Source organism: Pseudomonas sp. BNK-15 (assembly GCF_047456105.1).
In the GTDB taxonomy this organism is placed as follows: domain Bacteria; phylum Pseudomonadota; class Gammaproteobacteria; order Pseudomonadales; family Pseudomonadaceae; genus Aquipseudomonas; species Aquipseudomonas putida_E.
The window spans coordinates 3,054,964-3,080,966 of record NZ_CP179898.1 but is presented as its reverse complement, the minus strand read 5'-3'; the positions used below and the strand labels follow the sequence as shown (position 1 = coordinate 3,080,966).

Annotated in this window: 22 protein-coding genes; 14 read left to right on the top strand and 8 right to left on the bottom strand. The window is 62.8% G+C overall.

Annotated features, from left to right (window positions below):
* Window positions 1-82: 82 nt before the first annotated feature.
* Complete coding sequence (locus ACMGF5_RS14060; RefSeq protein ID WP_046784931.1) at window positions 83-700, bottom strand: TPM domain-containing protein; 618 nt, start codon at window positions 698-700, stop codon at window positions 83-85.
* Between the two features lie 186 nt (window positions 701-886).
* On the opposite strand from ACMGF5_RS14060, the gene bglX reads away from it, so the two are divergent.
* The 6 genes from bglX (at window position 887) to ACMGF5_RS14030 (ending at window position 9,340) form a co-directional block, all read left to right on the top strand.
* Window positions 887-3,178, top strand: a complete 2,292-nt coding sequence (gene bglX, locus ACMGF5_RS14055) for a beta-glucosidase BglX (RefSeq protein ID WP_414156885.1) — start codon at window positions 887-889, stop codon at window positions 3,176-3,178.
* A gap of 82 nt (window positions 3,179-3,260) precedes the next feature.
* Window positions 3,261-5,018 (top strand): ATP-binding protein, encoded by a 1,758-nt coding sequence (locus tag ACMGF5_RS14050; RefSeq protein ID WP_119688342.1) that lies wholly within the window; start codon window positions 3,261-3,263, stop codon window positions 5,016-5,018.
* On the top strand, window positions 5,012-6,346 hold the full coding sequence (locus ACMGF5_RS14045; protein WP_046784929.1) for a sigma-54-dependent transcriptional regulator: 1,335 nt from the start codon (window positions 5,012-5,014) through the stop codon (window positions 6,344-6,346). The genes ACMGF5_RS14050 and ACMGF5_RS14045 overlap by 7 nt, the downstream gene beginning before the upstream one ends.
* A 277-nt stretch (window positions 6,347-6,623) precedes the next feature.
* Complete coding sequence (locus ACMGF5_RS14040) at window positions 6,624-7,943, top strand: MFS transporter (RefSeq protein WP_046784965.1); 1,320 nt, start codon at window positions 6,624-6,626, stop codon at window positions 7,941-7,943.
* Window positions 7,944-8,330: 387 nt separating this feature from the next.
* Window positions 8,331-8,618, top strand: coding sequence for a hypothetical protein (locus tag ACMGF5_RS14035; RefSeq protein WP_414156884.1), 288 nt, complete (start codon window positions 8,331-8,333; stop codon window positions 8,616-8,618).
* Between the two features lie 116 nt (window positions 8,619-8,734).
* Window positions 8,735-9,340 carry a flavin reductase family protein gene (locus ACMGF5_RS14030; RefSeq protein ID WP_115273680.1) on the top strand — a complete coding sequence of 202 codons (606 nt, stop codon included), beginning with the start codon at window positions 8,735-8,737 and terminating at the stop codon, window positions 9,338-9,340.
* Here the strand turns inward: ACMGF5_RS14030 and ACMGF5_RS14025 are convergent, their stop codons facing one another.
* Window positions 9,341-9,574 carry a hypothetical protein gene (locus ACMGF5_RS14025; protein ID WP_115275480.1) on the bottom strand — a complete coding sequence of 78 codons (234 nt, stop codon included), beginning with the start codon at window positions 9,572-9,574 and terminating at the stop codon, window positions 9,341-9,343.
* Window positions 9,575-9,630: 56 nt separating this feature from the next.
* A complete protein-coding gene (locus tag ACMGF5_RS14020; RefSeq protein ID WP_012312958.1) occupies window positions 9,631-9,924 on the bottom strand; it encodes a putative quinol monooxygenase in 294 nt (97 codons plus the stop codon).
* A 202-nt stretch (window positions 9,925-10,126) separates the two neighbouring features.
* Between ACMGF5_RS14020 and ACMGF5_RS14015 the strand changes: the two genes are divergently transcribed.
* Entirely contained in the window at window positions 10,127-11,047 is a 921-nt protein-coding gene (locus ACMGF5_RS14015) for an AraC family transcriptional regulator (RefSeq protein WP_039604874.1), read from the top strand.
* Between the two features lie 12 nt (window positions 11,048-11,059).
* On the opposite strand, the gene ACMGF5_RS14010 is transcribed toward ACMGF5_RS14015, so the two are convergent.
* Window positions 11,060-12,697 (bottom strand): 5-guanidino-2-oxopentanoate decarboxylase, encoded by a 1,638-nt coding sequence (locus ACMGF5_RS14010; protein WP_174142068.1) that lies wholly within the window; start codon window positions 12,695-12,697, stop codon window positions 11,060-11,062.
* Window positions 12,698-12,810: 113 nt separating this feature from the next.
* On the opposite strand from ACMGF5_RS14010, the gene ACMGF5_RS14005 reads away from it, so the two are divergent.
* Complete coding sequence (locus ACMGF5_RS14005; protein ID WP_119688340.1) at window positions 12,811-13,689, top strand: LysR substrate-binding domain-containing protein; 879 nt, start codon at window positions 12,811-12,813, stop codon at window positions 13,687-13,689.
* On the opposite strand, the gene ACMGF5_RS14000 is transcribed toward ACMGF5_RS14005, so the two are convergent.
* Together ACMGF5_RS14000 and ACMGF5_RS13995 are read right to left on the bottom strand one after the other, a co-directional pair.
* Entirely contained in the window at window positions 13,683-14,297 is a 615-nt protein-coding gene (locus tag ACMGF5_RS14000) for an NAD(P)-dependent oxidoreductase (protein WP_174142070.1), read from the bottom strand. The two genes, ACMGF5_RS14005 and ACMGF5_RS14000, sit on opposite strands and share 7 nt — an antisense overlap.
* Window positions 14,298-14,324: 27 nt before the next feature.
* Window positions 14,325-15,200: an MBL fold metallo-hydrolase gene (locus ACMGF5_RS13995; protein ID WP_414156883.1), complete on the bottom strand. Its 876-nt coding sequence runs from the start codon at window positions 15,198-15,200 to the stop codon at window positions 14,325-14,327.
* 104 nt (window positions 15,201-15,304) lie between these two features.
* Between ACMGF5_RS13995 and ACMGF5_RS13990 the strand changes: the two genes are divergently transcribed.
* Both ACMGF5_RS13990 and ACMGF5_RS13985 read left to right on the top strand, forming a co-directional pair.
* Entirely contained in the window at window positions 15,305-16,213 is a 909-nt protein-coding gene (locus tag ACMGF5_RS13990; protein WP_414156882.1) for a LysR family transcriptional regulator, read from the top strand.
* Between the two features lie 126 nt (window positions 16,214-16,339).
* Window positions 16,340-16,480 (top strand): hypothetical protein, encoded by a 141-nt coding sequence (locus ACMGF5_RS13985; protein ID WP_279929733.1) that lies wholly within the window; start codon window positions 16,340-16,342, stop codon window positions 16,478-16,480.
* Window positions 16,481-16,500: 20 nt separating this feature from the next.
* Here the strand turns inward: ACMGF5_RS13985 and ACMGF5_RS13980 are convergent, their stop codons facing one another.
* Window positions 16,501-17,370, bottom strand: coding sequence for an isocitrate lyase/PEP mutase family protein (locus tag ACMGF5_RS13980; protein WP_012312950.1), 870 nt, complete (start codon window positions 17,368-17,370; stop codon window positions 16,501-16,503).
* A gap of 381 nt (window positions 17,371-17,751) precedes the next feature.
* On the opposite strand from ACMGF5_RS13980, the gene ACMGF5_RS13975 reads away from it, so the two are divergent.
* Window positions 17,752-19,203, top strand: a complete 1,452-nt coding sequence (locus ACMGF5_RS13975; RefSeq protein ID WP_414156881.1) for an MDR family MFS transporter — start codon at window positions 17,752-17,754, stop codon at window positions 19,201-19,203.
* 71 nt (window positions 19,204-19,274) lie between these two features.
* Here ACMGF5_RS13975 and ttgR read toward each other — a convergent pair whose 3' ends face one another.
* Window positions 19,275-19,907 (bottom strand): efflux transport transcriptional regulator TtgR, encoded by a 633-nt coding sequence (ttgR, locus tag ACMGF5_RS13970; RefSeq protein ID WP_046784920.1) that lies wholly within the window; start codon window positions 19,905-19,907, stop codon window positions 19,275-19,277.
* A gap of 255 nt (window positions 19,908-20,162) precedes the next feature.
* On the opposite strand from ttgR, the gene ttgA reads away from it, so the two are divergent.
* The 3 genes from ttgA to ACMGF5_RS13955 are packed head-to-tail and all read left to right on the top strand — an operon-like array spanning window position 20,163 to window position 25,924.
* Complete coding sequence (gene ttgA / locus ACMGF5_RS13965; protein ID WP_012312947.1) at window positions 20,163-21,317, top strand: toluene efflux RND transporter periplasmic adaptor subunit TtgA; 1,155 nt, start codon at window positions 20,163-20,165, stop codon at window positions 21,315-21,317.
* Window positions 21,318-21,320: 3 nt separating this feature from the next.
* Entirely contained in the window at window positions 21,321-24,473 is a 3,153-nt protein-coding gene (ttgB, locus tag ACMGF5_RS13960) for a multidrug efflux RND transporter permease subunit TtgB (protein ID WP_046784918.1), read from the top strand.
* On the top strand, window positions 24,470-25,924 hold the full coding sequence (locus ACMGF5_RS13955) for an AdeC/AdeK/OprM family multidrug efflux complex outer membrane factor (protein WP_346640392.1): 1,455 nt from the start codon (window positions 24,470-24,472) through the stop codon (window positions 25,922-25,924). Before ttgB ends, ACMGF5_RS13955 begins: the two co-directional genes overlap by 4 nt.
* Window positions 25,925-26,003: the final 79 nt, after the last annotated feature.

The window sequence follows — 26,003 nt, the reverse complement described above, 5'->3', positions numbered from 1 at the left end:
GATAGCGGTGAGCGCGTTGCGCAATGCCGCGCATTCTACGTTGATGCCTGGCTCAGGCGAAGGTTTTCGCGATGGGCGTGGTTCACTCTAGAATCACCAGACGGTTCGGCAGCTCGTTGCGTGCGTGGGTGCGTGGCACGTGCTCGCACAGCCGTTCACCGCAGGCCTCGATGCACTCGACAAACCCCTGCAAGGTACGGCCCTGGCGCACCTGTTCGGCGAAGCGGGCACCGATCACCGCACGCGAGTGTGCATCGAGGTGGCAATCGATACCTTGATCGACCAGGATCTCCACATGCAGCTCCGCCTCGGCCACGAAGATCAGCACCCCGGCCCCCTTGGCCGTGCAATGCAGTTTCTGCTCGCGAAACTGTTGCCGGGCCAGGCGCGATGCCTGCCAGCGGCGCAGCGCAGGGGGGACCAACCAGGCGTTCAGGCGTGGGGTACGTAGCAGCGCACAAAGGCCGATGAACAGCAGCAGGTTGGCCACCAGCAGCCCGTGCCCAACGGGCCAGCCCAGCAGCAGCTGCAAAAGGCCAGGCACCACCAGCGCCAGCACGGCGGCCCAAAACAGTGGAAGGTAGGCGTAATCATCGGCACGCCGGGCCAGCACGGTCACCAGCTCGGCATCGGTGCGCCGTTCCACGCGCGCGATGGCCTCAGCGATCTGGCGCTGCTCGTATTCGTCGAGGGAAGTCATGCCTTCGGTCTCTGATCGTTTTTATAGTTGTTGTCCCGGCACTCGGGTGATCCTCAGCGAGCGCCATAATCAGGCATAATCCGCCGCTGGAATTAATGCCGGTGAATCGTACAACAATAGCCGCCTGAAAACTTCGGCCGCGCGCGTATCACCGTGGATACGGCACAGGCCTCGACAACGGAATTCATGATGAAACTGTCTTTGCTGGGCCTGGCCTTGGGCCTTGCCAGCCAGGCGGCCCTTGCCGCCCCCACCGCCCCGCCCCTGCAGGACAAGCAGGCATTCATCGAGCATCTGATCAGCCAGATGACCGAGGCTGAAAAGATCGGCCAACTGCGCCTGATCAGCATCGGCCCGGAGATGCCACGCGACAAGATCCGCGAAGAAATTGCCGCAGGCCGTATCGGCGGTACCTTCAACTCGCGCACTGCCCCCGAGAACCGGCCCATGCAGGACGCCGCCATGCGCAGCCGCCTGAAGATTCCGATGTTCTTCGCCTACGACACCATCCACGGCGAGCGCACCATTTTCCCGATCGGCCTGGGGCTGGCTGCCACCTGGGACATGGACGCCATCGCCAAGGTCGGCCGCACCTCGGCCATCGAAGCCGCCGCCGACGCCCTGGACATGACCTTTGCACCCATGGTCGACATCGCCCGCGACCCTCGCTGGGGCCGCACCAGCGAGGGTTTCGGTGAGGACACCTACCTGACCTCGAGGATCGGCCAGGCGATGGTCCGCTCGTTCCAGGGCAGCAGCCCGGCCAACCCGGACAGCATCATGGCCATCGTCAAGCACTTCGCCCTGTATGGCGCGGTGGAAGGCGGGCGCGACTACAACACGGTCGATATGAGCCTGCCGAAGATGTACAACGACTACCTGCCGCCCTACCGCGCCGCGCTCGACGCCGGTGCCGGCGGGGTAATGGTGGCGCTGAACTCGATCAACGGCGTGCCGGCCACCTCCAATACCTGGCTGATGAACGACCTGCTGCGCAAGGAGTGGGGCTTCAAGGGCGTGACCATCAGTGACCACGGTGCCATCCAGGAACTGATCCGCCACGGCGTCGCCCACGATGGTCGCGAAGCGGCCAAGCTGGCGATCAAGGCTGGCATCGACATGAGCATGAACGACACCCTGTATGGCGGAGAGCTGCCAGGGCTGCTCAAGTCAGGCGAGGTGACCCAGGCCGAACTGGACCAGGCCGTGCGCGAAGTACTGGGCGCCAAGTATGAAATGGGCCTGTTCAAGGACCCATACGTGCGGATCGGCAAGGCCGAAACCGACCTGAAGGATTACTACGGCGAAGACCGCCTGCACCGTGACGCCGCGCGCGACGTGGCGCGCCGCAGCCTGGTGCTGCTGGAAAACCGCAAGCAGACCCTGCCGCTGAAAAAAGCCGGCACCATTGCCTTGGTCGGCCCGCTGGCCGATGCGCCGATCGACATGATGGGCAGCTGGGCTGCCGACGGCAAACCGATGCACTCGGTCACCGTGCGCGAAGGCCTGCGCCGCGCCGTCGAGGGCAAGGCCAAGCTGGTCTATGCCAAAGGCTCCAACGTTACCGGCGACAAGGCGATCGTTGATTACTTGAACTTCCTCAACTTCGATGCCCCGGAAATCGTTGACGATCCGCGCCCGGCCGCTGTGCTGATCGATGAAGCGGTCAAGGCAGCGAAGCAGTCCGATGTGGTGGTGGCGGTGGTCGGCGAGTCCCGCGGCATGTCCCACGAGTCGTCCAGCCGCACCACACTGGAGATCCCGGCCAGCCAGCGCGAGCTGATCAAGGCCCTGAAAGCCACTGGCAAGCCGCTGGTACTGGTGCTGATGAACGGCCGGCCGCTGTCGATCGCCTGGGAACGCGAACAGGCCGATGCCATCCTGGAAACCTGGTTCGCTGGCACCGAGGGCGGCAATGCCATCGCCGACGTGCTGTTCGGTGACTACAACCCTTCGGGCAAGCTGGCCATCACCTTCCCGCGTTCGGTCGGGCAGATCCCGATGTACTACAACCACACGCGCATTGGCCGCCCGTTCACCCCAGGCAAGCCGGGCAACTACACCTCACAGTACTTCGAAGAGCCAAACGGCCCGCTGTACCCGTTCGGTTACGGCTTGAGCTACAGCACCTTCGAGCTGTCGGGGCTGAACCTGTCGCACAAGGACCTCAAGCGTGGCGACACGCTGGAGGCCAAGGTGACGGTGAAGAACACCGGCAAGGTGGATGGCGAGACCGTGGTCCAGTTGTACCTGCAGGACGTAGCAGCATCCATGAGCCGCCCGGTGAAGGAGCTTAAAAACTTCCAGAAAGTGATGCTCAAGGCCAGTGAGTCGCGGACCTTGGCCTTCCGCATCAGCGAAGAAGACCTGAAGTTCTTCAATGGGCAGCTGCAGCGGGTGGCTGAACCTGGCGCTTTCAATGTCCAGGTCGGGCTGGACTCAGAGGCCGTGCAGCAGAAGAGCTTCGAACTGCTGTAACCGGTCTGCAAGCATTACCGTCCTGTCGCCGGTTTGACGGCGATAGGACGGTACTGACAACTCCTTCATCCGGACCCGCCCCATGCCATTTTCCTTTCGCGCCCTGCGTTTGGGGCTGATCACCCTGCTGATCCTGGCCGGCACCGCGCTCAGTGCGGGCTGGGCCATGCAGCAGGCCAAGCGTCAAGCCATGGAGGATGACGCCCGCCGCGCCAGCCAACAGTTGGGGCTGTACGCCACGTCGCTGCATACCCTGATCGAACGCTATCGCGCCCTGCCCGCCGTCCTGGCGCTGGACCCGGAACTGATCCAGGCACTGCGCGGCCCGATCAGCGAGCAGGTACAGGACGCACTCAACCGCAAGCTCGAACGAATAAATGGTGCAGCCAATTCCTCCACCCTGGAGCTGCTCGACCACACCGGACTGGCCGTGGCGGCCAGCAACTGGCGCTTGCCCACCACCTACGTAGGTTCCAACTACGGCTTTCGTCCGTATTTCAAGCAAACCCGCAGCCAGGGTAGCGGCCGCTTCTATGCCGTTGGCGTGACCAGTGGCGTGCCGGGGTATTTCCTGTCCAGCGCAGTCACTGACGAACAAGGCCGTTTTCTCGGGGCCATGGTGGTGAAACTGGAGTTTCCCGAGCTGGAACGCGAGTGGCGCCAAGGCAACGACATCCTGCTGGTCAGCGATGCACGCGGCATCACCTTCATCGCCAACCAGGACGGCTGGCGTTACCGCGAGCTGCAACCGCTCAGCGGGCCCGATCGGGCAGAGCTGGCCCAGACCCGCCAGTACGACAAGCAACCGCTGGTACCGCTGCAGCATCAGGTGTTGACCCGCTTCGCCAGCAACAGCACCCTCAGCCGCGTGCAGGGGCCTGATGGGCCTGCCGAGTACCTGTGGGAAAGCCTACCGCTGGAAAGTGAAGACTGGACCTTGCACCTGTTGCGCAAACCACAACTGGCCGCTGATGGCCGTAATGCAGCCCTGGGCGCAGCTGCCGCGTGGCTGAGCCTGGTGTTCGCTGCACTGTTCGTCAGCCAGCGCCTGCGCCTGGCCCGCTTGCGCCGGCGCAGCCGTGAAGAGCTCAAGCGCCAGGTCGAAGAGCGCACCCGCGAGCTGCGTACCGCCCAGGAGGGCCTGGTGCAGTCGGCCAAACTGGCCGCACTGGGGCAGATGTCAGCCGCCATGGCCCACGAGATCAACCAGCCGCTGACGACCCAGCGCATGCAACTGGAAACCCTGCGCCTGCTGCTCGATCACGGCCGCTACGACGAGGCACGCCAGGCCCTGGAGCCGCTGGAGCAGATGCTCACGCGCATGGCCGCGCTCACCAGCCACCTGAAAACCTTCGCCCGTAACAGCCCGGTCGGCCTGCGCGAGCGGCTGGACCTGGCGACCGTTGTCGATCAGGCCCTGCACCTGCTGGACACACGCATCCGCAGCGACGAGGTCGAAGTGGCCCTCTACCTGGCGCGCCCGGCATGGGTACGCGGTGATGCGATCCGCCTGGAGCAAGTGTTGATCAACCTGCTGCGCAACGCCCTCGACGCCATGGCCGACAAACGTTACAAACGCCTGGAAATCCGCATCGAACCCGAGCACGATCAATGGCGATTGAGCGTGCTCGACTCTGGCGGCGGGATTGCCGAGACCGACCTGGCCAGGGTGTTTGACCCCTTCTTCACCACCAAACCGGTGGGTGAAGGGCTTGGCCTGGGCCTGGCGATTTCCTATGGCATCATCCATGAAGCCGGCGGCCAGTTGCAGGCCGAAAACCTGCCAGGCGGTGCGCGCCTGAGCCTTACCCTGCCCCGCGACCTGGAGCCTGCATGTTGAATTCAGTGATCGTTGTCGATGATGAAGCCAGTATTCGCAGCGCCGTCGAGCAATGGTTGAACCTGTCCGGTTTCAACGTGCAGTTGTTCGCCCGCGCCGAGGACTGCCTGGCTCAGTTGCCCTGTCATTTTCCAGGGGTTGTCATCAGTGACGTGCGCATGCCGGGCATGGGCGGCTTGCAGCTGCTCGAGCGCCTGCAGGCCGATGATCCGGACCTGCCGGTCATTCTTCTGACCGGGCATGGCGATGTGCCGATGGCGGTCGAGGCCATGCGCAACGGCGCCTACGATTTCCTGGAAAAACCCTTCACGCCACAGCACCTGCTCGGGAGCCTGCGCCGCGCGCTGGAAAAGCGCCAGCTGGTGCTGGAGAACCGCCGCCTGCATGAGCAGGCAGACCTCAAGTCGCGCCTGGAATCCACGCTTTTGGGTATGTCCCAAGGCCTGCAGCAATTGCGTCGGCAGGTGCTGGACCTGGCCAGCCTGCCGGTCAATGTGCTGATTCGCGGCGAAACCGGGAGTGGCAAGGAGCGCGTGGCGCGCTGCCTGCACGACTTCGGCCCGCGTGCAGGCAAGCCCTTCGTGGCGCTCAACTGTGCAGCCATCCCTGAGTCGCTGTTCGAAGCCGAACTGTTCGGCCACGAAAGCGGTGCCTTTACCGGCGCCCAAGGCAAGCGCATCGGCAAGCTCGAATATGCCAACGGCGGCACGGTGTTTCTCGATGAAATCGAGAGCATGCCATTGGCCCAGCAGGCCAAGCTGCTGCGGGTGATCCAGGAGCAGAAGCTGGAAAGGCTGGGGGCCAATCAGAGCATCAGCGTCGACCTGCGAATTATCGCCGCAACCAAGCCCGACCTGCTCGAAGAGGCACGCGCCGGGCGTTTTCGCGAAGACCTGGCCTATCGCCTGAATGTCGCCGAACTGCGCCTGGCACCGTTGCGCGAGCGGCGCGAGGACATCCCGCTGCTGTTCGAACACTTCGCCCACGCTGCAGCCCAGAAGCTCGGCCGCTCAGCCCCGCCGTTGTCGGGTACGCAACTGGCGCAGCTGCTGTCACATGACTGGCCGGGCAACGTGCGGGAACTGGCCAATGCCGCCGAACGCCACGCGCTGGGCTTGGGTTCGCCGAGCCTTGACAGCTTGCCTGCAGGCCAATCCCTGGTAGAGCAGATGGAGGCGTTCGAGGCGCAATGTCTGCGTGTGGCGTTGCGCTTGCACAAGGGTGAGATCAAGGGCGTGATGCAAGACTTGCAACTGCCCAGGCGCACCCTCAACGAAAAAATGCAGCGCCATGGGCTGGTACGCGAGGATTTCGTCGTGCGGGAATGAGCGGAAATCCGCCTATTGGTTAATCTCAATAAGCAAAAATCCGCTTACTTTTACTCTTTTTCCTAAGCCTGCCCTGCAGTTCATCACGTGCAGGCGCAGGCCGATGCAAACCGCGGCCGGCCAGCGGCAGCGCGGCTTCCATGCAAGCTGCAGCTCCGTGAACGGCGCCACGCGCCCTCAAATGAATCACCACGCACCCGTTTGGCACACCTTCTGCAATCTCGCTGGCAAGCTGCGCTTCGGCGCGCTCCACAAAAACAACGAGAAGGTATCCCTGATGGATAACGCCACCTCCCTGCCAACCGGGGCAGCCGTCGCGCCCGCCGCAGAAAGAACCACCGCCAGCCGCCTCAAGTCGATTTTCAGCGGTTCCATCGGCAACATGGTCGAATGGTACGACTGGTACGTCTACGCCGCATTCTCGCTGTATTTCGCCAAGGCCTTCTTCCCGGCCGGCGATTCCACCGCACAACTGCTCAACACCGCCGCGATTTTCGCCGTGGGCTTCCTCATGCGCCCGATCGGTGGCTGGCTGATGGGCCTGTACGCCGACCGCAAGGGGCGCAAGGCCGCGCTGATGGCCTCGGTTCTGCTCATGTGCGCCGGCTCTCTGGTCATCGCCCTGACCCCGGGTTACGAAACCATCGGCGTCGCCGCCCCGGTCCTGCTGGTCATCGCCCGCCTGCTGCAAGGCCTGTCGGTAGGGGGTGAATACGGCACCTCGGCCACCTACCTCAGCGAAATGGCCAGCAAGGAGCGCCGTGGTTTCTTCTCCAGCTTCCAGTACGTGACCCTGATCTCCGGTCAGCTCATCGCCCTGGCGGTGCTGATCGTTCTGCAGCAGACGCTGACCACCGAGCAACTGTATGCCTGGGGCTGGCGCGTACCGTTCGTGATTGGCGCGCTCTGCGCGGTGGTCGCGCTGTACCTGCGCCGCGGCATGGAAGAAACCGCCTCATTCACCAAGAAGGAAAAGGCCAAGGAAAGCCTGATGCGCACCCTGATGCGCCACCCCAAGGAACTGATGACCGTGGTCGGCCTGACCATGGGCGGTACTTTAGCCTTCTACACCTACACCACCTACATGCAGAAATACCTGGTCAACACCGTTGGCATGAGCATCAGTGATTCGACCACCATTTCGGCGGCCACACTGTTCCTGTTCATGTGCCTGCAGCCGATCATCGGCGGCCTCTCGGACAAGATCGGCCGTCGCCCGATCCTGATCGCCTTCGGCGTACTGGGCACCCTGTTCACCGTGCCGATCCTCAGCACTCTGCACACCATTGAGTCCTGGTGGGGCGCGTTCTTCCTGATCATGGCTGCGTTGATCATCGTCAGCGGTTACACCTCGATCAATGCCGTGGTCAAAGCCGAACTGTTCCCGACCGAGATCCGCGCCCTGGGTGTTGGCCTGCCTTACGCCCTGACCGTCTCGATCTTCGGCGGCACCGCAGAATACGTAGCCCTGTGGTTCAAGAGCGCCGGGATGGAGAGCGGTTTCTACTGGTACGTCACGGCGTGCATCGCTTGTTCGCTGTTGGTGTACGCGACCATGAAGGACACCAAGCAGCATTCGCGGATTACGACTGACTGACAGTGACCCTGCGGTTTGAAAAGGGGCGCCCCAGTAACTGGGCGCCCCTTTTTTGGTTGCTCGCAAAGCTTTTGTGATGTCGCTGGTTGCATGGTTTGAGTGTTCTGGCGCCCTTGACACTCACCCGACAGCCCACCAAATCCCCGCCTTAACCCCGAATTAATACCGCTGCTGCATCCTGCGTAGGCTGGAGAGCCCAATTGCACTGCGCAACGCATCCCTGGCGTTGCCGGGCCGTACCCAGTGCGAAGTGACAATCGGTGCGCCCAAAATGATCTGATAATTCGATTATTTAACGCCAATTTTTGCGCTTTTTAATCAAATTAATCGGCGTAGCATTGGACCCATAGAAACAAACAACCTCTTGAACCCAACGGAGCAACGACCATGAAAAACAAACTGATCCTCACCCTGGCCCTCTCGGTTTTCGCCACTGGCGCCTTCGCCGAAGATGGCTTCGAGCGCACCAAAGGCCACAGCTTCGCAGCGGCCCAGAGCCAAGCGGCCACTTACGCTGAAGACGGTTTCGACCGTACCGGTGCACAACGCTTCGCCGAAGACGGCTTCGATCGCACTGGCGCACAACGCTTCGCCGAAGACGGCTTCGATCGCACTGGCGCACAGCGCTTCGCCGAAGACGGCTTCGACCGCACCAACGCTCACCGCATCAGCTGATCCCTGATGCGTGCAACCAGCCCGGCCTCGGTCGGGCTTGATCATTTCCAGGCGGGCACAAGCTTGGCACACTAGGCGCCTCGTCCCCTCTGGAGGTAGGGCCACAGGCCCGACAGATGTATTACTACGAACCCGCCAAAGGCCACGGCCTGCCCCACGACCCGTTCAATGCCATCGTCGGCCCACGCCCGATCGGCTGGATCTCATCCCAGGACCGCGAAGGCCGTTTGAACCTCGCCCCCTACAGTTTCTTCAACGCCTTCAACTACATCCCACCGATCATCGGTTTCTGCAGCGTCGGGCGCAAAGACAGCCTGAACAATATCGAGCAGACCGGTGAGTTCGTCTGGAACCTGGCCACCCGCCCGCTGGCCGAAGCCATGAACCAGAGCTGCGCAGCCGTACCGGCAGAGGTGAACGAGTTCGACTTGAGCGGGTTGACGGCAACCCCGTCGAGCCTGGTGAAGGTGCCCCGCGTGGGCGAAACCCCGGTGGCTTTCGAATGCAAGGTGAGCCAGATCGTCCAGCTCAAGCGGGCCGACCAGGAACATGTGCCGAGCTGGCTGATCCTCGGCGAGGTGGTGGCGGTGCATATCGCTGAGCACCTGCTCAAGGACGGTATCTACGATACCGCGGCCGCCGAGCCGATCTTGCGAGGCGGTGGCCCGGCGGACTACTTCGAGCTGGGCAACCTGTTCAAGATGAGAAGGCCGCAGGGCTGATCACCAGACCAGCTCGCCTTCTTCACCAACGCCCTTGAGGCGTTCGAGTTCGGCGCAGGCGGCCTCATCGGCCGCCATGGCGCTCTTGAACACCTGGCCATCGAGCACCTTGTGAAAGCGCGGCGCACCGCCCATGCCCAGCGCCTTGACCGCGATAGCGGCGTTGTAGCCGCCGCCTTCCACCGGGACCATCGCCGAAACCGCTTCGAAATGCGGGAATTCTTTACGTGCCATGTTGCAATCCGCGTCGTTGATCGAGGGGCGGCATTCTACCCCGCGCGGCATGGCATTCAACCGAAGGTATGCAGATCCAGGCTGCTGACCACCTGGGCCTGCACCAGTTCGCCAAACACCTGCAAGGTCGGCGACTCGAAATAACCTGTCATCGCCTGTTGGTCACGCCAGCTCCCACTGAGCAGCCAAAGATCGGCATCGGCCTGCGAACGCTGTACGGTAAAGCTCAGGCAGCCAGGCGCGCTCAGCGAAGGCTCAAGCAGGTCCCGCAGGCGCGCGCCGAGCTCCGCCGAACGACCGCTGCTGGCACGGATGAAAGCCAAATGGGTGACCGGTTGTAGAAGGGCCATTGCACGATCTCCTTGGAGCAGACGGACGGGAAAACCAGGCTGCCAAGGTTAGTGGCGCGCTCGCGCGGCGCGTTAGGCCATTACTGCACGTCGATTGCCTGATCCTGCCGCACGGCAGGATCAGGCAATCGACGTGCAGCTTTGGACTAGCGCCCGCCATTGCCCAAACCTATGCTGCGTCGGTCAGCAGAGGAAAGCCATCATGACCACCGCCCCGTCCATTGATCCGACCCTGGAAGTGCAGCGCCAGGAACTGGCCGAGCTGATCGGGCGCCATGCCGGCGAAGCCCACGGCCCCGCGTCGGCCATCGATGATCTGTACCTGGTGCGCTACACCGAGAACGTGCGCTCGGTGCCAACCCTGGCCCAGCCTGCCCTGTGCGTCCTCGCCCAAGGCAGCAAAAGCCTGTTTCTGGGCGACGAGCAGTATGCCTACGACCCGCTGCATTACATGGTGGTGTCGGTGACCCTGCCGCTCAGCGGTGCCAAGCTCGATGCCAGCCCGGAAAACCCCAGCCTGGGCCTGCGTCTGGACCTTGACCCGGCCGAGATCAGCCAGTTGATTGCCGAAAGCGGGCCGATGCTGGTGCCCAATCTGCCCTCAGGTCGCGGCCTCTATGTGGAAAGGACAGATCCGCAACTGCTCGACGCACTGCTGCGCCTGATTCGCCTGCTGGACGCCCCGCGGGACATTGCCATGCTGGCGCCGCTGATCCGGCGGGAAATCCTCTATCGCCTATTGCGCGGCCCTCAGGGTTACCGCCTGTATGAAATTGCCCTGGCCAACAGCCAGACGCACCGGGTGTGCCAAGCCATCACCTGGCTCAATCAGAATTACCAGCAACCGCTGCGCATCGAGGACCTGGCTCGGGAGGTCAACCTCAGCACGTCAACCTTGCACCACAGGTTCAAAGCCGTGACCTCCATGAGCCCCTTGCAGTACCAGAAGCAGTTGCGCCTGCAGGAGGCCCGCCGGCTAATGCTCAACGATGGCCTCGAGGCAGCGGTGGCGGGTTATCGGGTGGGTTATGAAAGCCCATCACAGTTCAGCCGCGAGTACAGCCGGCTGTATGGCGCGCCGCCGATCCGGGATGTGGCGCGCTTGCGGGCCAGTGCCGGGTAACAGAGTGCACAATCAGCCTTCTACCACCGCCTGCCACTGGTTCTGATCGACCTGGATCAACGTCGGCCCCTTACGCTCCACCGCCCGCCCCAGGGCCACCTGCAACTGCTGCACATCGCCAACCTGTTCCGCTTCAGCCCCCAACGCACGTGCCACGCCAATGAAATCCGGGGTATGGATATCGACCCCTACCGGCTCGATGGCACGATTGACCATGTATTTCTTGATCTCTTCATAGCCCTGGTTATTCCACAGCAGCACGATCAACGGCACCTGCGCCTCCACCGCACTGGCCAGCTCCGGCAGGGTGAACTGCAGCCCACCGTCCCCGATCAGGCACACTGCCGGGGCACGCGTGGCCGGTTGCTCGGCGCTGCCCAGCCACGCCCCCATCGCCGCCGGCAGTGCATAACCCAAGGTGCCGTAACCGGTCGAGGCATTGAACCAGCGGCGTGGCTGATCCATATCCAGGGTCAGGTTGCCGGTGTACACAGGTTGAGTCGAATCGCCCACCAGGATGGCGTTGGGCAAGCGTTCCAGAATGCTGGTCAGCAGGCGGGTCTGGCTCAGGGTTGGCTGGTCCCAGGTAGCGTTCAGTGACGTGCGCAGGCGCTGCGCGCGTGCCGCCCCCCACGTGCCATCGCGGGCAGGCTGTGGCAGGTCGTGCAAGGCATCGAGCAATGCCTGTGCTGCCAGCTCGGCATCGGCGACCAGCGCCAGCTCCGGCAGGTAATTGCGCACGGTCTGGTCCGGGTCGATGTCGATGCGCAGCAGTGCCCCGGGGATTTCAAAGCCGCCCTTGAACGTCACGTCGTAGTCAGTTTCAGCCAGCTCGGTGCCAATCGCCAGCACTACATCAGCCTCAGCCACCAGCGCACGGGTGGCGACCAGCGACTGGGTCGACCCGATCTGCAACGGATGGTCAGAGGGCAGCAGGCCCTTTGCATTGATGGTCAGAGCCACAGGGGCCTGCAGGTACTCGGCCATGCGCGCAAGCGCAGGGCCAGCAGCCAAAGCACCGCCGCCTGCCAGGATCAAAGGCTTGCGCGCCTTGGCCAGGCGTTCGGCCATCAGTGCCACAGCCTGCGGCGCGGCGCCCGCGCGGCTACTGCGTACAGGGCGGCCCGGCAGCAGGTGGTCAGCAGGCTCGACCAGCACGTCCAGCGGAATCTCGATATGCACCGGACGCGGCCGGGCGCCATCGAACACGGCAAACGCGCGCGCCAGTACCTGTGGCAAGTCATCAGCGCTCATCAAGGTTTGCGAGAAGGCAGCCACCCCAGCCACCAGGGCGCTCTGGTTGGGCAGCTCGTGCAGCTTGCCACGGCCACCACCCAGCTGGCTGCGCGACTGCACGCTGGAAATCACCAGCATCGGGATCGAATCGGCGTAGGCCTGGCCCATCGCGGTGGTGATGTTGGTCATCCCAGGACCGGTGATGATGAAACATACACCCGGCTTGCCACGCGTACGCGCATAGCCGTCAGCCATGAACCCGGCGCCTTGCTCATGGCGCGGTGTGATATGGCGGATGGACGAGCCCGCCAGCCCTCGGTAGAGCTCCACGGTATGTACGCCGGGGATGCCGAAGACATGGTCTACGCCATAGCCTTCGAGGAGTTTGACCAGTACTTCGCCGCAGGTAGCCATCGCGTTTCACCTTGGATCTTGTTGGAATCTGCGCTCATTGGACCCAACGCACAGCTATCGCCACAAGGCAAAAAAACACATACTAGCCATGTCCTGTAATCATGGCTTGCGCGATGAAACGCCTTCCACCGCTTTCCGCTCTGCACACCTTCCTGATCACCGCTCAGCACTGCAACTTCACCCGTGCCGCACAGCAGCTGCATATCACCCAGGGCGCCGTCAGCCGGCAGATCGCCGGGCTCGAAGAACACCTGGGTTATGCCTTGTTCCAGCGTCAGGCCCGCGGCCTGAGCCTGACGCGTGAAGGCCAGGACTGGCTGCCGCGCGTGCAACAGGTGTTCGCCTTGATCGAACAGGGTGTGCGCGAGGTGGGCGGGCGCAGCACGACCTTGCAGCTCAAGGCGCCGACCTGCGTGATGCGCTGGCTGTTGCCGCGCCTGATGGAATGGCAGGCACTGCGCCCGGATGTGCCAGTAGAGCTGACCACCACGGTGCAACATGGCGTGGATTTTCGGCGCGAAGGGTTCGATGCGGCGGTGGTCTATGGCAGCTTGCCCAATCATGGGCTGCGGGTGCGCAAGCTGTTCGATGAGCAACTCACGCCCGTCTGCGCGCCATCGTTACTGGCTGGGCCTTTGCCACTGAAGCAGGTCGAGGACCTGGCGCGCCATATGCTGCTGCACCCATCGCGGGATGAGCATGACTGGCGCCTGTGGCTGCAAGCGGCCGGTGCGTCACTCGACCTGCACGGGCCGAAGCAGCACTTCGAGACGCTGGACATGGCCATGGCCATGGCATCCCAGGGCACTGGGGTTGCCATTGGCGATTGGGCATTGATTGGCGATGACCTGCGCGGCGGGCGTTTGTGCATGCCCTTCGGGTTGAAGGTGACCACCGGCAAAGCCTATTACCTGGCCTGCCAGTCCAAAAGCTTGCCAGCAGGGCTGGCCGAGCTGATGGACTGGCTGGAGGGCCGTGCCGAGGCTCAGTAACCGACGGTAAAACGCTGCCGCGAATGCGCCGGTTTCTCCAGTTCATCGAGCATGGCAATGGCGTAGTCGGCAAAGGTAATCCAGCTCTTGCCATCGGCGCCGATCAGCAGGTGGTCCTTGCCCAAGGTGTAATGCCCTGTCCGCTCCCCTTCGACGAACTCAGCCGACGGCGACAGGAAGGTCCAGTCCAGGTTCTGTTCCTGGCGCAGCACCTCAAGAAAGCGTACACCGGCGCTGGCCTCGGCCTTGTAAGCCTCGGGAAAGTCCGGGCTGTCGATGACCCGATGCCCGGAAGGCAACAGCAGGCTGCCGGCGCCCCCGACCACCAACAGGCGTTTGACGCCCGCACGCTTGACCGGCTCGATGATCGCATGCGGCTCGATGGTCGAAAAATGCGCAGCGCTCAGCACCGCATCCACACCCGCCAGCGCCTTGTGCAGCGCCGCGCTGTCCTTGACGTCGAGCGCCTGCACGGTCACGCCCGCGCGCCCCTGCAGTGTCGAAGGGTCGCGGGCAATGGCGAGCACACTGTGCCCGCGGCGCAACGCCTCTTCCAGCAGTTGGCTGCCAGCGCGGCCAGTAGCACCGATGATTGCGATCTTGCTCATGAGGAACACTCCTTCAGTTGAATGGAATTACCACTTCACCTCGCCCTTGGCGACCTTGGCACCGAGCTCCAGCGAGCTCTCGTCGGCCAGGCCCGGGTAACGCTTCTTCATTGCGCCGATCAGCCCATCGGCGTCTTTGGCCTTGGCCGCTTCAACATCGAACGCCTGGATGTAGCTCGCCGTGAAATGCACGGCATCGAGCGAATGATCGCTCTGCCCCAAGTAGTGGCCGGCCACGACAGTACGCGGTGACAGCTGCTCGATATGCTTGAGCGTGCCAAGCCAATCCGCATGCGACTTGGCTGACTGGGTATCGGCCATCCACACATGGATGTTTTCGGAGACCACCACCCCACCCACCACTGCCTTGATCGACGGAATCCAGACAAAACTGCGCTCAGGTTGCGGGCCATCCAGCCCCATGACTTCGAGCGGCTGCCCCTCCAGCATCAGGCGATTGCCATCGAGCACCTGTGGCACCACCAGCCGCGCCGGTTTGTCGGAGCCCATCTGCGGGCCCCAGTAAGCCAGCTTGGCATCCATGGTCCGGCGGATATGGGCAACGGTGGCGGCCGAAGCAACCACGCTGACCTCAGGGAAGGCCTGGGTCAGGGTGTCGAGGCCGAAGTAGTAGTCCGGGTCGCCATGGCTGATGTAGATGGTCGTCAGGTGTTTGCCGCCAGCACGCAGGCGTTGCACCAGCTGTTCGGCCTGGGCCTTGCCGAACTGGGCGTCGACCAGGATGGCGTCCTTTTCGCCACTGACGATTACCGAGCTGACCGGGAAGATGGCCTCATGGCCTGGGTTGTAAATGTCCAGTTGCAACGGCTCGGCAGCCTGGACCTGGCCAGCCAGGGCGACACATGCCAGCACCAGGCTGCGCAAGGGAGTGTATATCGACATGCTCTGTGACCGTCCGCGAGAAGAATGATCAACAGCTTAGTTGCCCGATCCATGACAAAAAATGCGATGCTCGAACATAGTTTGTTTCTGAAATCGGGCAAATCATGGACCGTCTGAACGCGATGCGCGTTTTTGTCACCGTCGTCGACCTGGGCAGCCAGTCGGCGGCGGCCGATCAACTGCAGCTGTCCCGCCCGGTGGTCTCGCGCTACCTCGCCGAGCTGGAGGACTGGGTTGGCGCGCGCTTGATGCAGCGCACCACGCGCAAATTGAGCCTGACCGCCGCTGGCCTGGAGACCCTGCCCCGCTGCCGGCATCTGCTGGAACTGGCCGGCGACCTGCAGGCCGCCGTGCAGCAACCGGCGGATGCGCCCCGTGGCGCCCTGCGCATCAGCGTCAGTACCTCATTCGGCCAGGCACAACTGGTGGATGCGGTAGCCGCGTATGTGCGCCGCTACCCTGGGGTGAGAGTCGAGCTGCAGATGCTTGATCGCACGGTCAACCTGGTGGACGAGCGCATCGACCTGGCCATCCGCACCAGCAACGACCTGGACCCGAACCTCATCGCCCGGCGCCTCACTGTATGCCGCTCAGTCGTCTGCGCGGCACCCGCCTACTTGCATGAGCATGGCACCCCGCAACGGGTCGAGGAACTGAGCCAGCACAATTGCCTTACTCATGCCTACTTCGGCCACAGCGTCTGGCATTTCGAAGTGGGCGGCCAGCCGATCACTGTGCCGGTCGAAGGTAATATCAGTGCCAACGAGGCCATGACCCTGCAGAAGGCGGCACTGGCCGGTGCAGGGGTCGCCATGCTGCCGACTTACCAGGCTGCCGCGGCCATGCGTACAGGCGAGCTGGTGCGCCTGCTGCCTTATGCACGCCCGCAGGAGCTGAACCTGAATGCGGTGTACACATCACGCAAGCATATGCCGGCGACCTTGCGCACCATGCTGGATTTTCTGGCGCAGCGGTTCAGGGACGAACCGGAGTGGGATAAAGATTTGTTGTGAACTGCCGCGCAACAGGGCTGTTGCGTCAAGCGTCCACCGGTGATTGACCTATGCTTGAGGTATCACCTGTTTTTGCAACAGGAGGTGAGCACCATGGGCATCAAATCAAGAAGAGTCGCCCTTGTCATGGCATTGACTGCAGTCGCCGGGCTGTACGGCTCAGCCTGCTGGCGCGCAGAACTGCTACGCAACCAGCCAAGCTCGGCGGCCAGTTGCGAGCAGGCGCACTGCGTGCCGCATACGGCAACCTTGAGCGCCGTCCGTTAGGTTGAACGGCGCCAGGCCGGTCACTCATCAACGCTCATGTATTCCTTGGCCCAGCGGATGTAGTCCTCAGGCTGGGTGTAGGTGTGAGAGAGTTCGGTGGCCGTGAGGTTCTCCGACTTGTTCTGCTGGCCGCGCTGCAGGCGCAGGCAGTCATAAGTAGCCTTGATCGCGGCGAAGTAGGCGGCATGCCCATCGACCACGATCCGCACGCCAAGGCGCGCCAGGCGCTCATCGTCGTGCAGGTTGGGGTTGGCGTAAGTCACCAGCATCAGGGGCACGCTCAGGTGCCCGGCAATCTGCTCGAGTTGCTCGAAGTCTTTGACGCCCACCATGCAGATCGCGTCGGCACCGGCCTTCTGGTAGCTCTGGGTGCGCACGATGATTTCTTCGGTGCTGAGCACGCCGGCGTTGGTGCGGGCAATGATCGACAGCGATGAGTCGACCCGGGCCTCCAGCGCCGCACGGATCTTGCCAACCCCCTCCTCGACCGGGATCAGGTCGGTGGACTTGCGCCCGAACTGGGCCGGCAGCAGCGTGTCTTCGATGGTCAGCGCAGCCACACCGGCGCGTTCCAGTTCGATGACCGTGCGCATGACGTTCAGCGCATTGCCATAACCATGGTCGGCATCGGCGAGCACCGGCAGCTGGGCCACACGGCCGATGCGGGTAGCCTGCTCGACGAACTCACTGAGTGTGATAAGGGCGAAGTCTGGTGCGGCCAGCACCTGCAGCGAAGCGACCGACCCGCCGAGAATGCCGACTTCGAAGCCCAGGTCAGCGGCAATACGCGCCGACATTGGGTCGAACACGGAGGCCGTGTGATAGCAGGAACCTGAAGCGAGCAGCTCGCGGAAGGCAAAACGCAAATCTTGATGGGAAGCCTTGGGCATGATCACTCCGCTTATACGTGAAATTGAACGGTTGCTACCGACCCCTGAATCGGGTCTACCTGACCTGTTCCAACCGTCGCCATCTGGGCGGTCATGCTCGACATGCAGGCAGAGGAATAAAAGGTGTGGGATACAGCGGCACTGGAATCCTGCGACATCATGCTGCACCAAGCTGGTGCAACCCGCGGATTCAAGGCTCTGCGGCACATGCACGATATCACGCGGCCATGCAGCACTGGATGAATGCGCCAATGCCGATCTTGCATGGGCGATGCAGATAGTACATAGGTAGCTACCTAAGTCGGGTTACACTCGCAGCATTGATGCCGACCCGTCCGCGGGCCAGCAAAGTCACCGCCGTCGTTCAAACAAGGTGCCCCCGTGACCGCCGCCCTCCCCCAGACCGCCCTGCGCAACGTACTCACCGCGTTGATGCTGGCCATTTTCCTTGGTGCCCTTGACCAGACCATCGTCGCGGTCTCACTGCCCGCCATCTCCGCCCAGTTCAATGACGTCGGGCTGCTGGCCTGGGTAATTTCGGGCTACATGGTGGCGATGACCGTGGCGGTCCCTATCTATGGCAAGCTGGGGGACCTGTATGGCCGCCGGCGCATGATACTTACCGGCATCAGCCTGTTCACACTGGCCTCCATCGCCTGCGCCCTGGCCCAGGACATGCAGCAGCTGGTGCTGGCGCGGGTGCTGCAGGGCATCGGTGCGGGCGGAATGGTCTCGGTGAGCCAGGCGATCATCGGCGACTTCGTGCCGCCGCGCGAGCGTGGGCGCTATCAGGGCTATTTCAGCAGCATGTACGCCGCAGCCAGTGTTGCCGGGCCGGTACTGGGTGGGTGGCTGACCGAATACCTGTCGTGGCGCTGGGTGTTCTGGATCAACCTGCCCTTGGGCCTGGTCGCCCTGTGGGCCATCCATCGCGCCTTGGAGGGTATGCCCGTGCAACGCCGCCAGGCCCAGGTGGACTATCTGGGGGCGGTGTTGCTGATCCTTGGCCTGGGCAGCCTGCTGTTGGGCATTACCCTGGTCGGCCAGGGCCATGCCTGGACTGCGCCTGCCGTAGTGGCCCTGTTCGCCTGTGCCGGGCTTGGCACAGCCTTGTTCATCGGGCATGAACGTCGTTGCCAGGAGCCGTTGCTGCCACTCGGACTGTTCGGTAACCGGGTTGCCGTGCTGTGCTGGGCGGTGATTTTCTTCGCCAGTTTCCAATCGATCTCTCTGACCATGCTGATGCCCCTGCGCTACCAGGGCATCACCGGGGCCGGGGCCGACAGCGCCGCGCTGCACCTGCTGCCCTTGGCCATCGGCCTGCCCATCGGTGCATTCACCGGCGGGCGCATGACCAGCTTCACTGGCCGCTACAAGCCGCAGATCCTCGCCGGTGCGTTGCTGATGCCGGTGGCGATCTTCGCCATGGCCATCACCCCACCGCAGTCGGGCGTTCTCAGTGCGCTTTTCATGTTGTTCACAGGCATCGCCTGTGGGCTGCAGTTCCCGACATCGCTGGTAGGCACCCAGAGCGCTGTGGATAGCAAGGACATCGGCGTGGCCACCAGCACGACCAATCTGTTCCGCTCACTTGGCGGCGCCATGGGCGTGGCCTGCATGTCCAGCGTACTGCTGGCACTGCTGCATCAGGGGGGGTTCGAATTGGCGGGTAATCCGTTGCTGGGGAGCCTGCAGGCTGGGGAAGCGGATCCTGCAACCCAGGCACGATTGCTGGAAACCTTCAGGCACCTGTTGCTGGGCAGCGCCACGGTGGCGCTGCTGGGGCTGGTGGCGGCAGTGGCATTGCCGGACCGGCAGTTGCGTGGGCGCTAGGGGAGCACCTTAGGTTTTAATCATCCCTTAATGCTCAGGGAAAACACTCCCTCACAATCCTTAACAAAGTGTCAATTGCGCAAGGCAGGGCTCCAGCGCAGCATATCCAGCCCGGTGTCCACCCATTTTTCGGCATCGCGCAGCAGATCGACGCTGTCTGGCAGTAGCAACCAGCGCCCGATCAGGCCATCGACATAGGCAAACAGGGCCACGGCTGCCCGTTCTACATCCAGCCCGGCCGGCAACTGCTCACGGCGCACGGCATTGGCCAACGCCAGGGTAATGCCCTCATGGCAATCCAGCACCGCACTTTGGCGCTGCTGGCGAATTTCACACATGTCATCGGTGAACTCGCACTTGTGATGCAAGATCTCATTGATACGCCGGGTCCGGGCGTCGAGCACCAGCCCGTTGAACACTTGCAGCAGCAGCTTGCGCATGCAGCCGAGTGGGTCCAGTTCGTCCTCGCTTTCACTGGCACGCGCCAAGTGGTCATGGGTTTCGTGCAGGCTGTCGAGCAGCGCCTGCACCAACTCCGCCTTATTGTTGAAATGCCAGTAGATAGCACCGCGGGTCACGCCCGCCAGTTCGGCGATGTCAGCCAGGGTGGTTCGCGCAACCCCACGCTTGTAGAAAGCCTTTTCCGCCGCCTCGATGATCTGGGTTCGGGTTTCCTGGGCTTCTTCTTTGGTTCGACGGACCATGGCAGTACAACCTCATCTGGGCCCGCAGGCACGTTGCTTGCGGGGAATCCGCCGGGGTCACCTCTGAAGGGTGCCTCCGGATGGGCTAATCAAGGGGCCGGATAGTAGCCAAGTACTACCCAACGGTATTTACAAACAACCATGAATGTAAGTATATTCGTTAGTAAGCTATTTATCCACCTGATAGCATTTTTTCTGACAAGACTCTTCCATTACTCTTGAGCGTCTCCCTGCTCTAGCGACCCGAGGATCCTCATGCAATTCAAGCCAGCCGTTACCGCTCTGGTTTCCGCCGTCGCCCTGGCAACTCTGCTAAGTGGCTGTAAGAAAGAAGAAGCCGCGCCCGCAGCACAGGCTCCTCTGGTCGGCGTCGTGACAATCCAGCCCCAAGCCTTCACCCTGACGTCCGAGCTGCCGGGGCGCACCAGCGCCTATCGCGTGGCCGAAGTGCGCCCTCAGGTCAATGGCATCATTCTCAAGCGCCTGTTCAAGGAAGGCAGCGACGTCAAGGCCGGTCAGCAGCTGTACCAGATCGACCCTGCCGTATACGAGGCCACCCTGGCCAACGCCCAGGCCAACCTCCAGGCTACCCGCTCGCTGGCCGAGCGCTACAAGCAGCTGATAGACGAACAGGCGGTGTCCAAGCAGGAATACGACGACGCCAATGCCAAACGATTGCAGGCCGAGGCAGCGCTCAAAAGTGCCCAGATCGACCTGCGCTATACCAAGGTACTGGCGCCGATCAGCGGTCGTATCGGTCGCTCGTCGTTCACTGAAGGTGCGCTGGTGAGCAATGGCCAGACCAATGCCATGGCCACCATCCAGCAACTCGACCCGATCTACGTCGATGTCACCCAGTCCACCGCCGAGCTGCTCAAGCTGCGCCGTGACCTGGAAAGCGGCCAGCTGCAGAAGTCCGGCGACAACGCCGCGTCCGTCCAGCTGGTGCTGGAAGACGGCAGCCTGTTCAAGCAGGAAGGTCGCCTGGAGTTCTCCGAAGTGGCGGTCGACGAGACCACAGGTTCGGTGACCTTGCGCGCCATCTTCCCCAACCCTGATCACACCCTGCTGCCTGGCATGTTCGTGCACGCGCGGCTCAAGGCCGGGGTCAACAGCAATGCCATCCTGGCCCCGCAGCAAGGCGTGACCCGTGACCTCAAGGGTGCACCGACCGCGCTGGTAGTCAACCAGGAGAACAAGGTCGAACTGCGCCAGCTCAAGGCCAGCCGCACCCTGGGTAGCGACTGGCTGATCGAAGAAGGCCTGAACCCGGGCGACCGCCTGATCACCGAGGGCCTGCAGTACGTGCGCCCGGGTGTCGAGGTCAAGGTCAGCGATGCCACCAACGTCAAGAAACCGGGCAGCCCTGATCAGGCCAGCGCGGCCAAAGCAGACGCCAAAGCGGAGTAAACCATGTCGAAGTTCTTTATCGATCGCCCGATCTTCGCCTGGGTGATCGCCTTGGTGATCATGCTGGTCGGCGCTTTGTCGATCCTGAAGCTGCCGATCAACCAGTACCCAAGCATCGCGCCGCCGGCCATCGCCATCTCCGTGACCTACCCGGGCGCCTCGGCGCAAACCGTGCAGGACACCGTGGTGCAGGTGATCGAGCAGCAGCTCAACGGTATCGACAACCTGCGTTATGTGTCCTCGGAGAGCAACTCCGACGGCAGCATGACCATCACCGCCACCTTCGAGCAGGGCACCAACCCTGATACCGCGCAGGTTCAGGTACAGAACAAGCTGAACCTGGCCACCCCACTGCTGCCGCAGGAAGTACAGCAGCAAGGTATCCGCGTCACCAAGGCAGTGAAGAACTTCCTGATGGTGATCGGCCTGGTGTCCGAAGACGGCAGCATGACCAAGGATGACCTTGCCAACTACATCGTTTCCAACATGCAGGACTCGATTTCGCGCACGGCAGGTGTCGGTGACTTCCAGGTGTTCGGTGCACAGTACGCCATGCGTATCTGGCTCGATCCGGCCAAGCTGAACAAGTTCCAGCTGACTCCGGTCGACGTCAAGACCGCGGTCGCCGCGCAGAACGTGCAGGTGTCGTCCGGCCAGCTCGGCGGCCTGCCTGCCATACCCGGCACCCAGCTGAACGCCACCATCATCGGCAAGACTCGCCTGCAGACCGCCGAGCAGTTCGAAAATATCCTGCTCAAGGTCAACAGCGATGGCTCGCAGGTTCGCTTGCGCGATGTTGCCCAGGTCGGCCTGGGCGGCGAAAACTACGCCATCAGCGCCCAGTTCAACGGCAAGCCGGCCTCGGGCCTTGCGGTCAAGCTGGCGACCGGCGCCAACGCCCTGGATACCGCCACGGCCCTGCGCAAGACCATCAGCGACCTGGAGCCGTTCTTCCCGCCAGGGGTCAAGGCGGTGTTCCCGTATGACACCACGCCGGTGGTCACCGAATCGATCAGCGGGGTTATCCACACCCTGATCGAAGCCGTGGTCCTGGTATTCCTGGTGATGTACCTGTTCCTGCAGAACTTCCGCGCCACCATCATTACCACCATGACCGTACCGGTGGTATTGCTGGGCACCTTCGGCATCCTTGCCGCCGCGGGCTTCAGCATCAACACCCTGACCATGTTCGCCATGGTCCTGGCCATCGGCTTGCTGGTGGACGACGCCATCGTCGTGGTGGAGAACGTCGAACGGGTCATGTCCGAGGAAGGCTTGCCGCCCAAAGAGGCGACCAAGCGGTCGATGGAGCAGATCCAGGGCGCGCTGGTGGGTATCGCCCTGGTGCTGTCGGCAGTGCTGCTGCCGATGGCCTTCTTCGGCGGCTCCACGGGTGTGATCTACCGGCAATTCTCCATCACCATCGTCTCGGCCATGGGCCTGTCGGTGCTGGTGGCACTGATCTTCACCCCGGCGCTGTGCGCCACCATGCTCAAGCCGCTTAAAAAGGGCGAGCACCATGTGGCCAAAGGTGGCTTCTTCGGCTGGTTCAACCGCAACTTCGACCGCAGCGTGAACGGCTACGAGCGCAGCGTGGGTACCATCCTGCGCAACAAGGTGCCGTTCCTGCTGGGCTACGCCTTGATCGTCGTCGGCATGATCTGGCTGTTCGCCCGCATCCCTACCGCGTTCCTGCCCGAGGAAGACCAGGGCGTACTGTTCGCCCAGGTGCAGACACCGGCCGGTTCCAGTGCCGAGCGCACCCAGGTGGTGATTGACCAGATGCGTGAGTACCTGCTCGAGGACGAAGCCGATACCGTGTCGTCGGTGTTCACCGTCAACGGCTTCAACTTCGCCGGTCGCGGGCAAAGCTCGGGCATGGCGTTCATCATGCTCAAGCCGTGGGACGAACGCTCCAAGGAGAACAGCGTGTTCGGCCTGGCCGAGCGTGCCCAGCAGCACTTCTTCAGCTTCCGTGATGCGATGGTGTTCGCCTTTGCTCCACCTGCGGTACTGGAGTTGGGTAACGCCACCGGCTTCGACGTATTCCTGCAGGATCGTGGTGGCGTCGGCCATGCGAAACTCATGGAAGCGCGCAACCAGTTCCTGGCCAAGGCTGCCCAGAGCAAGGTGCTCAGCGCCGTGCGTCCGAACGGCCTGAACGATGAGCCGCAGTACCAGCTGACCATTGATGACGAACGTGCCAGCGCCCTGGGCGTGACCATCTCCGACATCAACAACACCCTGTCGATTGCCTTGGGTGCCAGCTACGTCAACGACTTCATCGACCGCGGCCGGGTCAAGAAGGTGTACATCCAGGGCGAACCGAACGCCCGGATGAGCCCGGAAGACCTGCAGAAGTGGTACGTGCGCAACGGTGCAGGCGAGATGGTGCCGTTCTCCTCCTTCGCCACAGGTGAATGGACCTACGGTTCGCCCAAGCTGTCGCGCTACAACGGCGTTGAGGCAATGGAGATTCTCGGTGCACCGGCACCAGGCTACAGTACCGGTGAAGCCATGGCTGAGGTGGAGCGGATCGCTGGCGAACTGCCGGACGGCATCGGCTACTCCTGGACCGGCATGTCCTACGAGGAAAAGCTCTCCGGCTCGCAGATGCCGGCACTGTTCGCCCTCTCGGTCCTGTTCGTGTTCCTGTGCCTGGCAGCACTGTATGAAAGCTGGTCGATCCCGATCGCCGTCGTGCTGGTCGTTCCACTGGGCATCATCGGTGCGCTGATCGCCACCAGCCTGCGCGGCCTGTCCAATGACGTGTACTTCCTGGTAGGCCTGTTGACCACCATCGGCCTGGCGGCGAAGAACGCGATCCTGATCGTGGAATTCGCCAAGGAACTGCACGAACAAGGCAAGAGCCTGTATGACGCAGCGATCGAGGCATGCCGCATGCGTCTGCGCCCGATCATCATGACCTCGCTGGCATTCATCCTCGGCGTGGTACCGTTGACCATTTCCAGCGGCGCTGGCGCGGGCAGCCAGCATGCCATCGGTACCGGGGTAATCGGCGGCATGATCAGTGCGACCGTGCTGGCCATCTTCTGGGTACCGCTGTTCTTCGTCGCAGTGTCGTCGCTGTTCGGCAGCAAAAAGCCGGAACAGGACGCCACCCCTGAAACTCCACGTTATGAGGCTGGGCAATGACCAAGTCTTTGTTGTCCCTGGCGGTAACCGCTTTCATTCTCGGCGGCTGCTCGCTGATCCCTGATTACCAGACGCCGGAAGCACCGGTGGCAGCGCAGTGGCCGCAAGGCCCTGCGTACTCGCCGACCGAGTCGGCCGACGTGGCCGCCGCCGAACAGGGCTGGCGCCAGTTCTTCCACGACCCGGCACTGCAGCAGCTGATCCAGACTTCGCTGGTGAACAACCGTGACCTGCGCGTGGCGGCACTGAACCTCGACGCCTACCGCGCGCAGTACCGCATCCAGCGCGCCGACCTGTTCCCGGCGGTTTCAGCCACCGGCAGCGGCAGCCGCCAGCGCGTCCCGGCGGACCTGTCGACAACCGGTGAGGCCAACATCACCAGCCAGTACTCGGCCACGCTGGGCGTCAGCGCCTACGAGCTGGACCTGTTCGGCCGCGTACGCAGCCTGACCGAGCAGGCCCTGGAAACCTACCTGTCCAGTGAGCAGGCGCGTCGCTCCACGCAGATCGCCCTGGTGGCCAGCGTGGCCAACGCCTACTACACCTGGCAGGCCGACCAGGCACTGTTCAAGCTGACCGAAGAGACGCTCAAGACCTACGAGGAAAGCTACAACCTGACCCGCCGCAGCAACGAAGTCGGTGTGGCTTCGGCGCTCGACCTCAGCCAGGCGCGCACCGCAGTGGAAGGGGCACGGGTCAAGTATTCGCAGTATCAGCGCCTTGTCGCCCAAGACCTCAACAGCCTGGCCGTGCTGGTGGGTACCGGCATCCCGGCCAACCTGCCCAAGCCGCTGGAGCTCGATGCCGACCAGCTGGCGGAAGTGCCGGCAGGCCTGCCGTCGGACATCCTCCAGCGCCGCCCGGACATCCAGGAAGCCGAACACCTGCTCAAGGCTGCCAACGCCAACATTGGCGCAGCACGAGCAGCGTTCTTCCCGAGCATCAGCCTGACCGCCAACGCCGGCACCCTGAGCCCGGACATGGACGGGCTGTTCAATGGTGGTTCGGGGACCTGGCTGTTCCAGCCGCAGATCAACCTGCCGATCTTCAACGCCGGCAGTCTGAAGGCGAGCCTGGACTACTCGAAGATCCAGAAGGACATCAACGTCGCCAAGTATGAAAAGACCATCCAGACCGCCTTCCAGGAAGTCTCCGATGGCCTGGCGGCACGCAAGACCTTCGAAGAGCAGTTGCAGGCGCAACGTGACCTGGTGCAGGCGAACCAGGATTACTACCGCCTGGCCGAACGCCGTTACCGCATCGGTATCGACAGCAACCTGACCTTCCTCGACGCCCAGCGCAACCTGTTCAGTGCACAGCAGTCGCTGATCACCGATCGCCTGTCGCAGCTGACCAGCGAGGTCAACCTGTACAAAGCGCTCGGCGGTGGCTGGTACGAGCAGACCGGGCAGGCCAATCAGCAGGCATCGGCGGCAACACCGAAGAGCTGACTGTTCAGGTAAACACAAAAACCCACCCCTCGCGGTGGGTTTTTTGTTGCGCACAACGCTGCCTGACAAATAATTAACC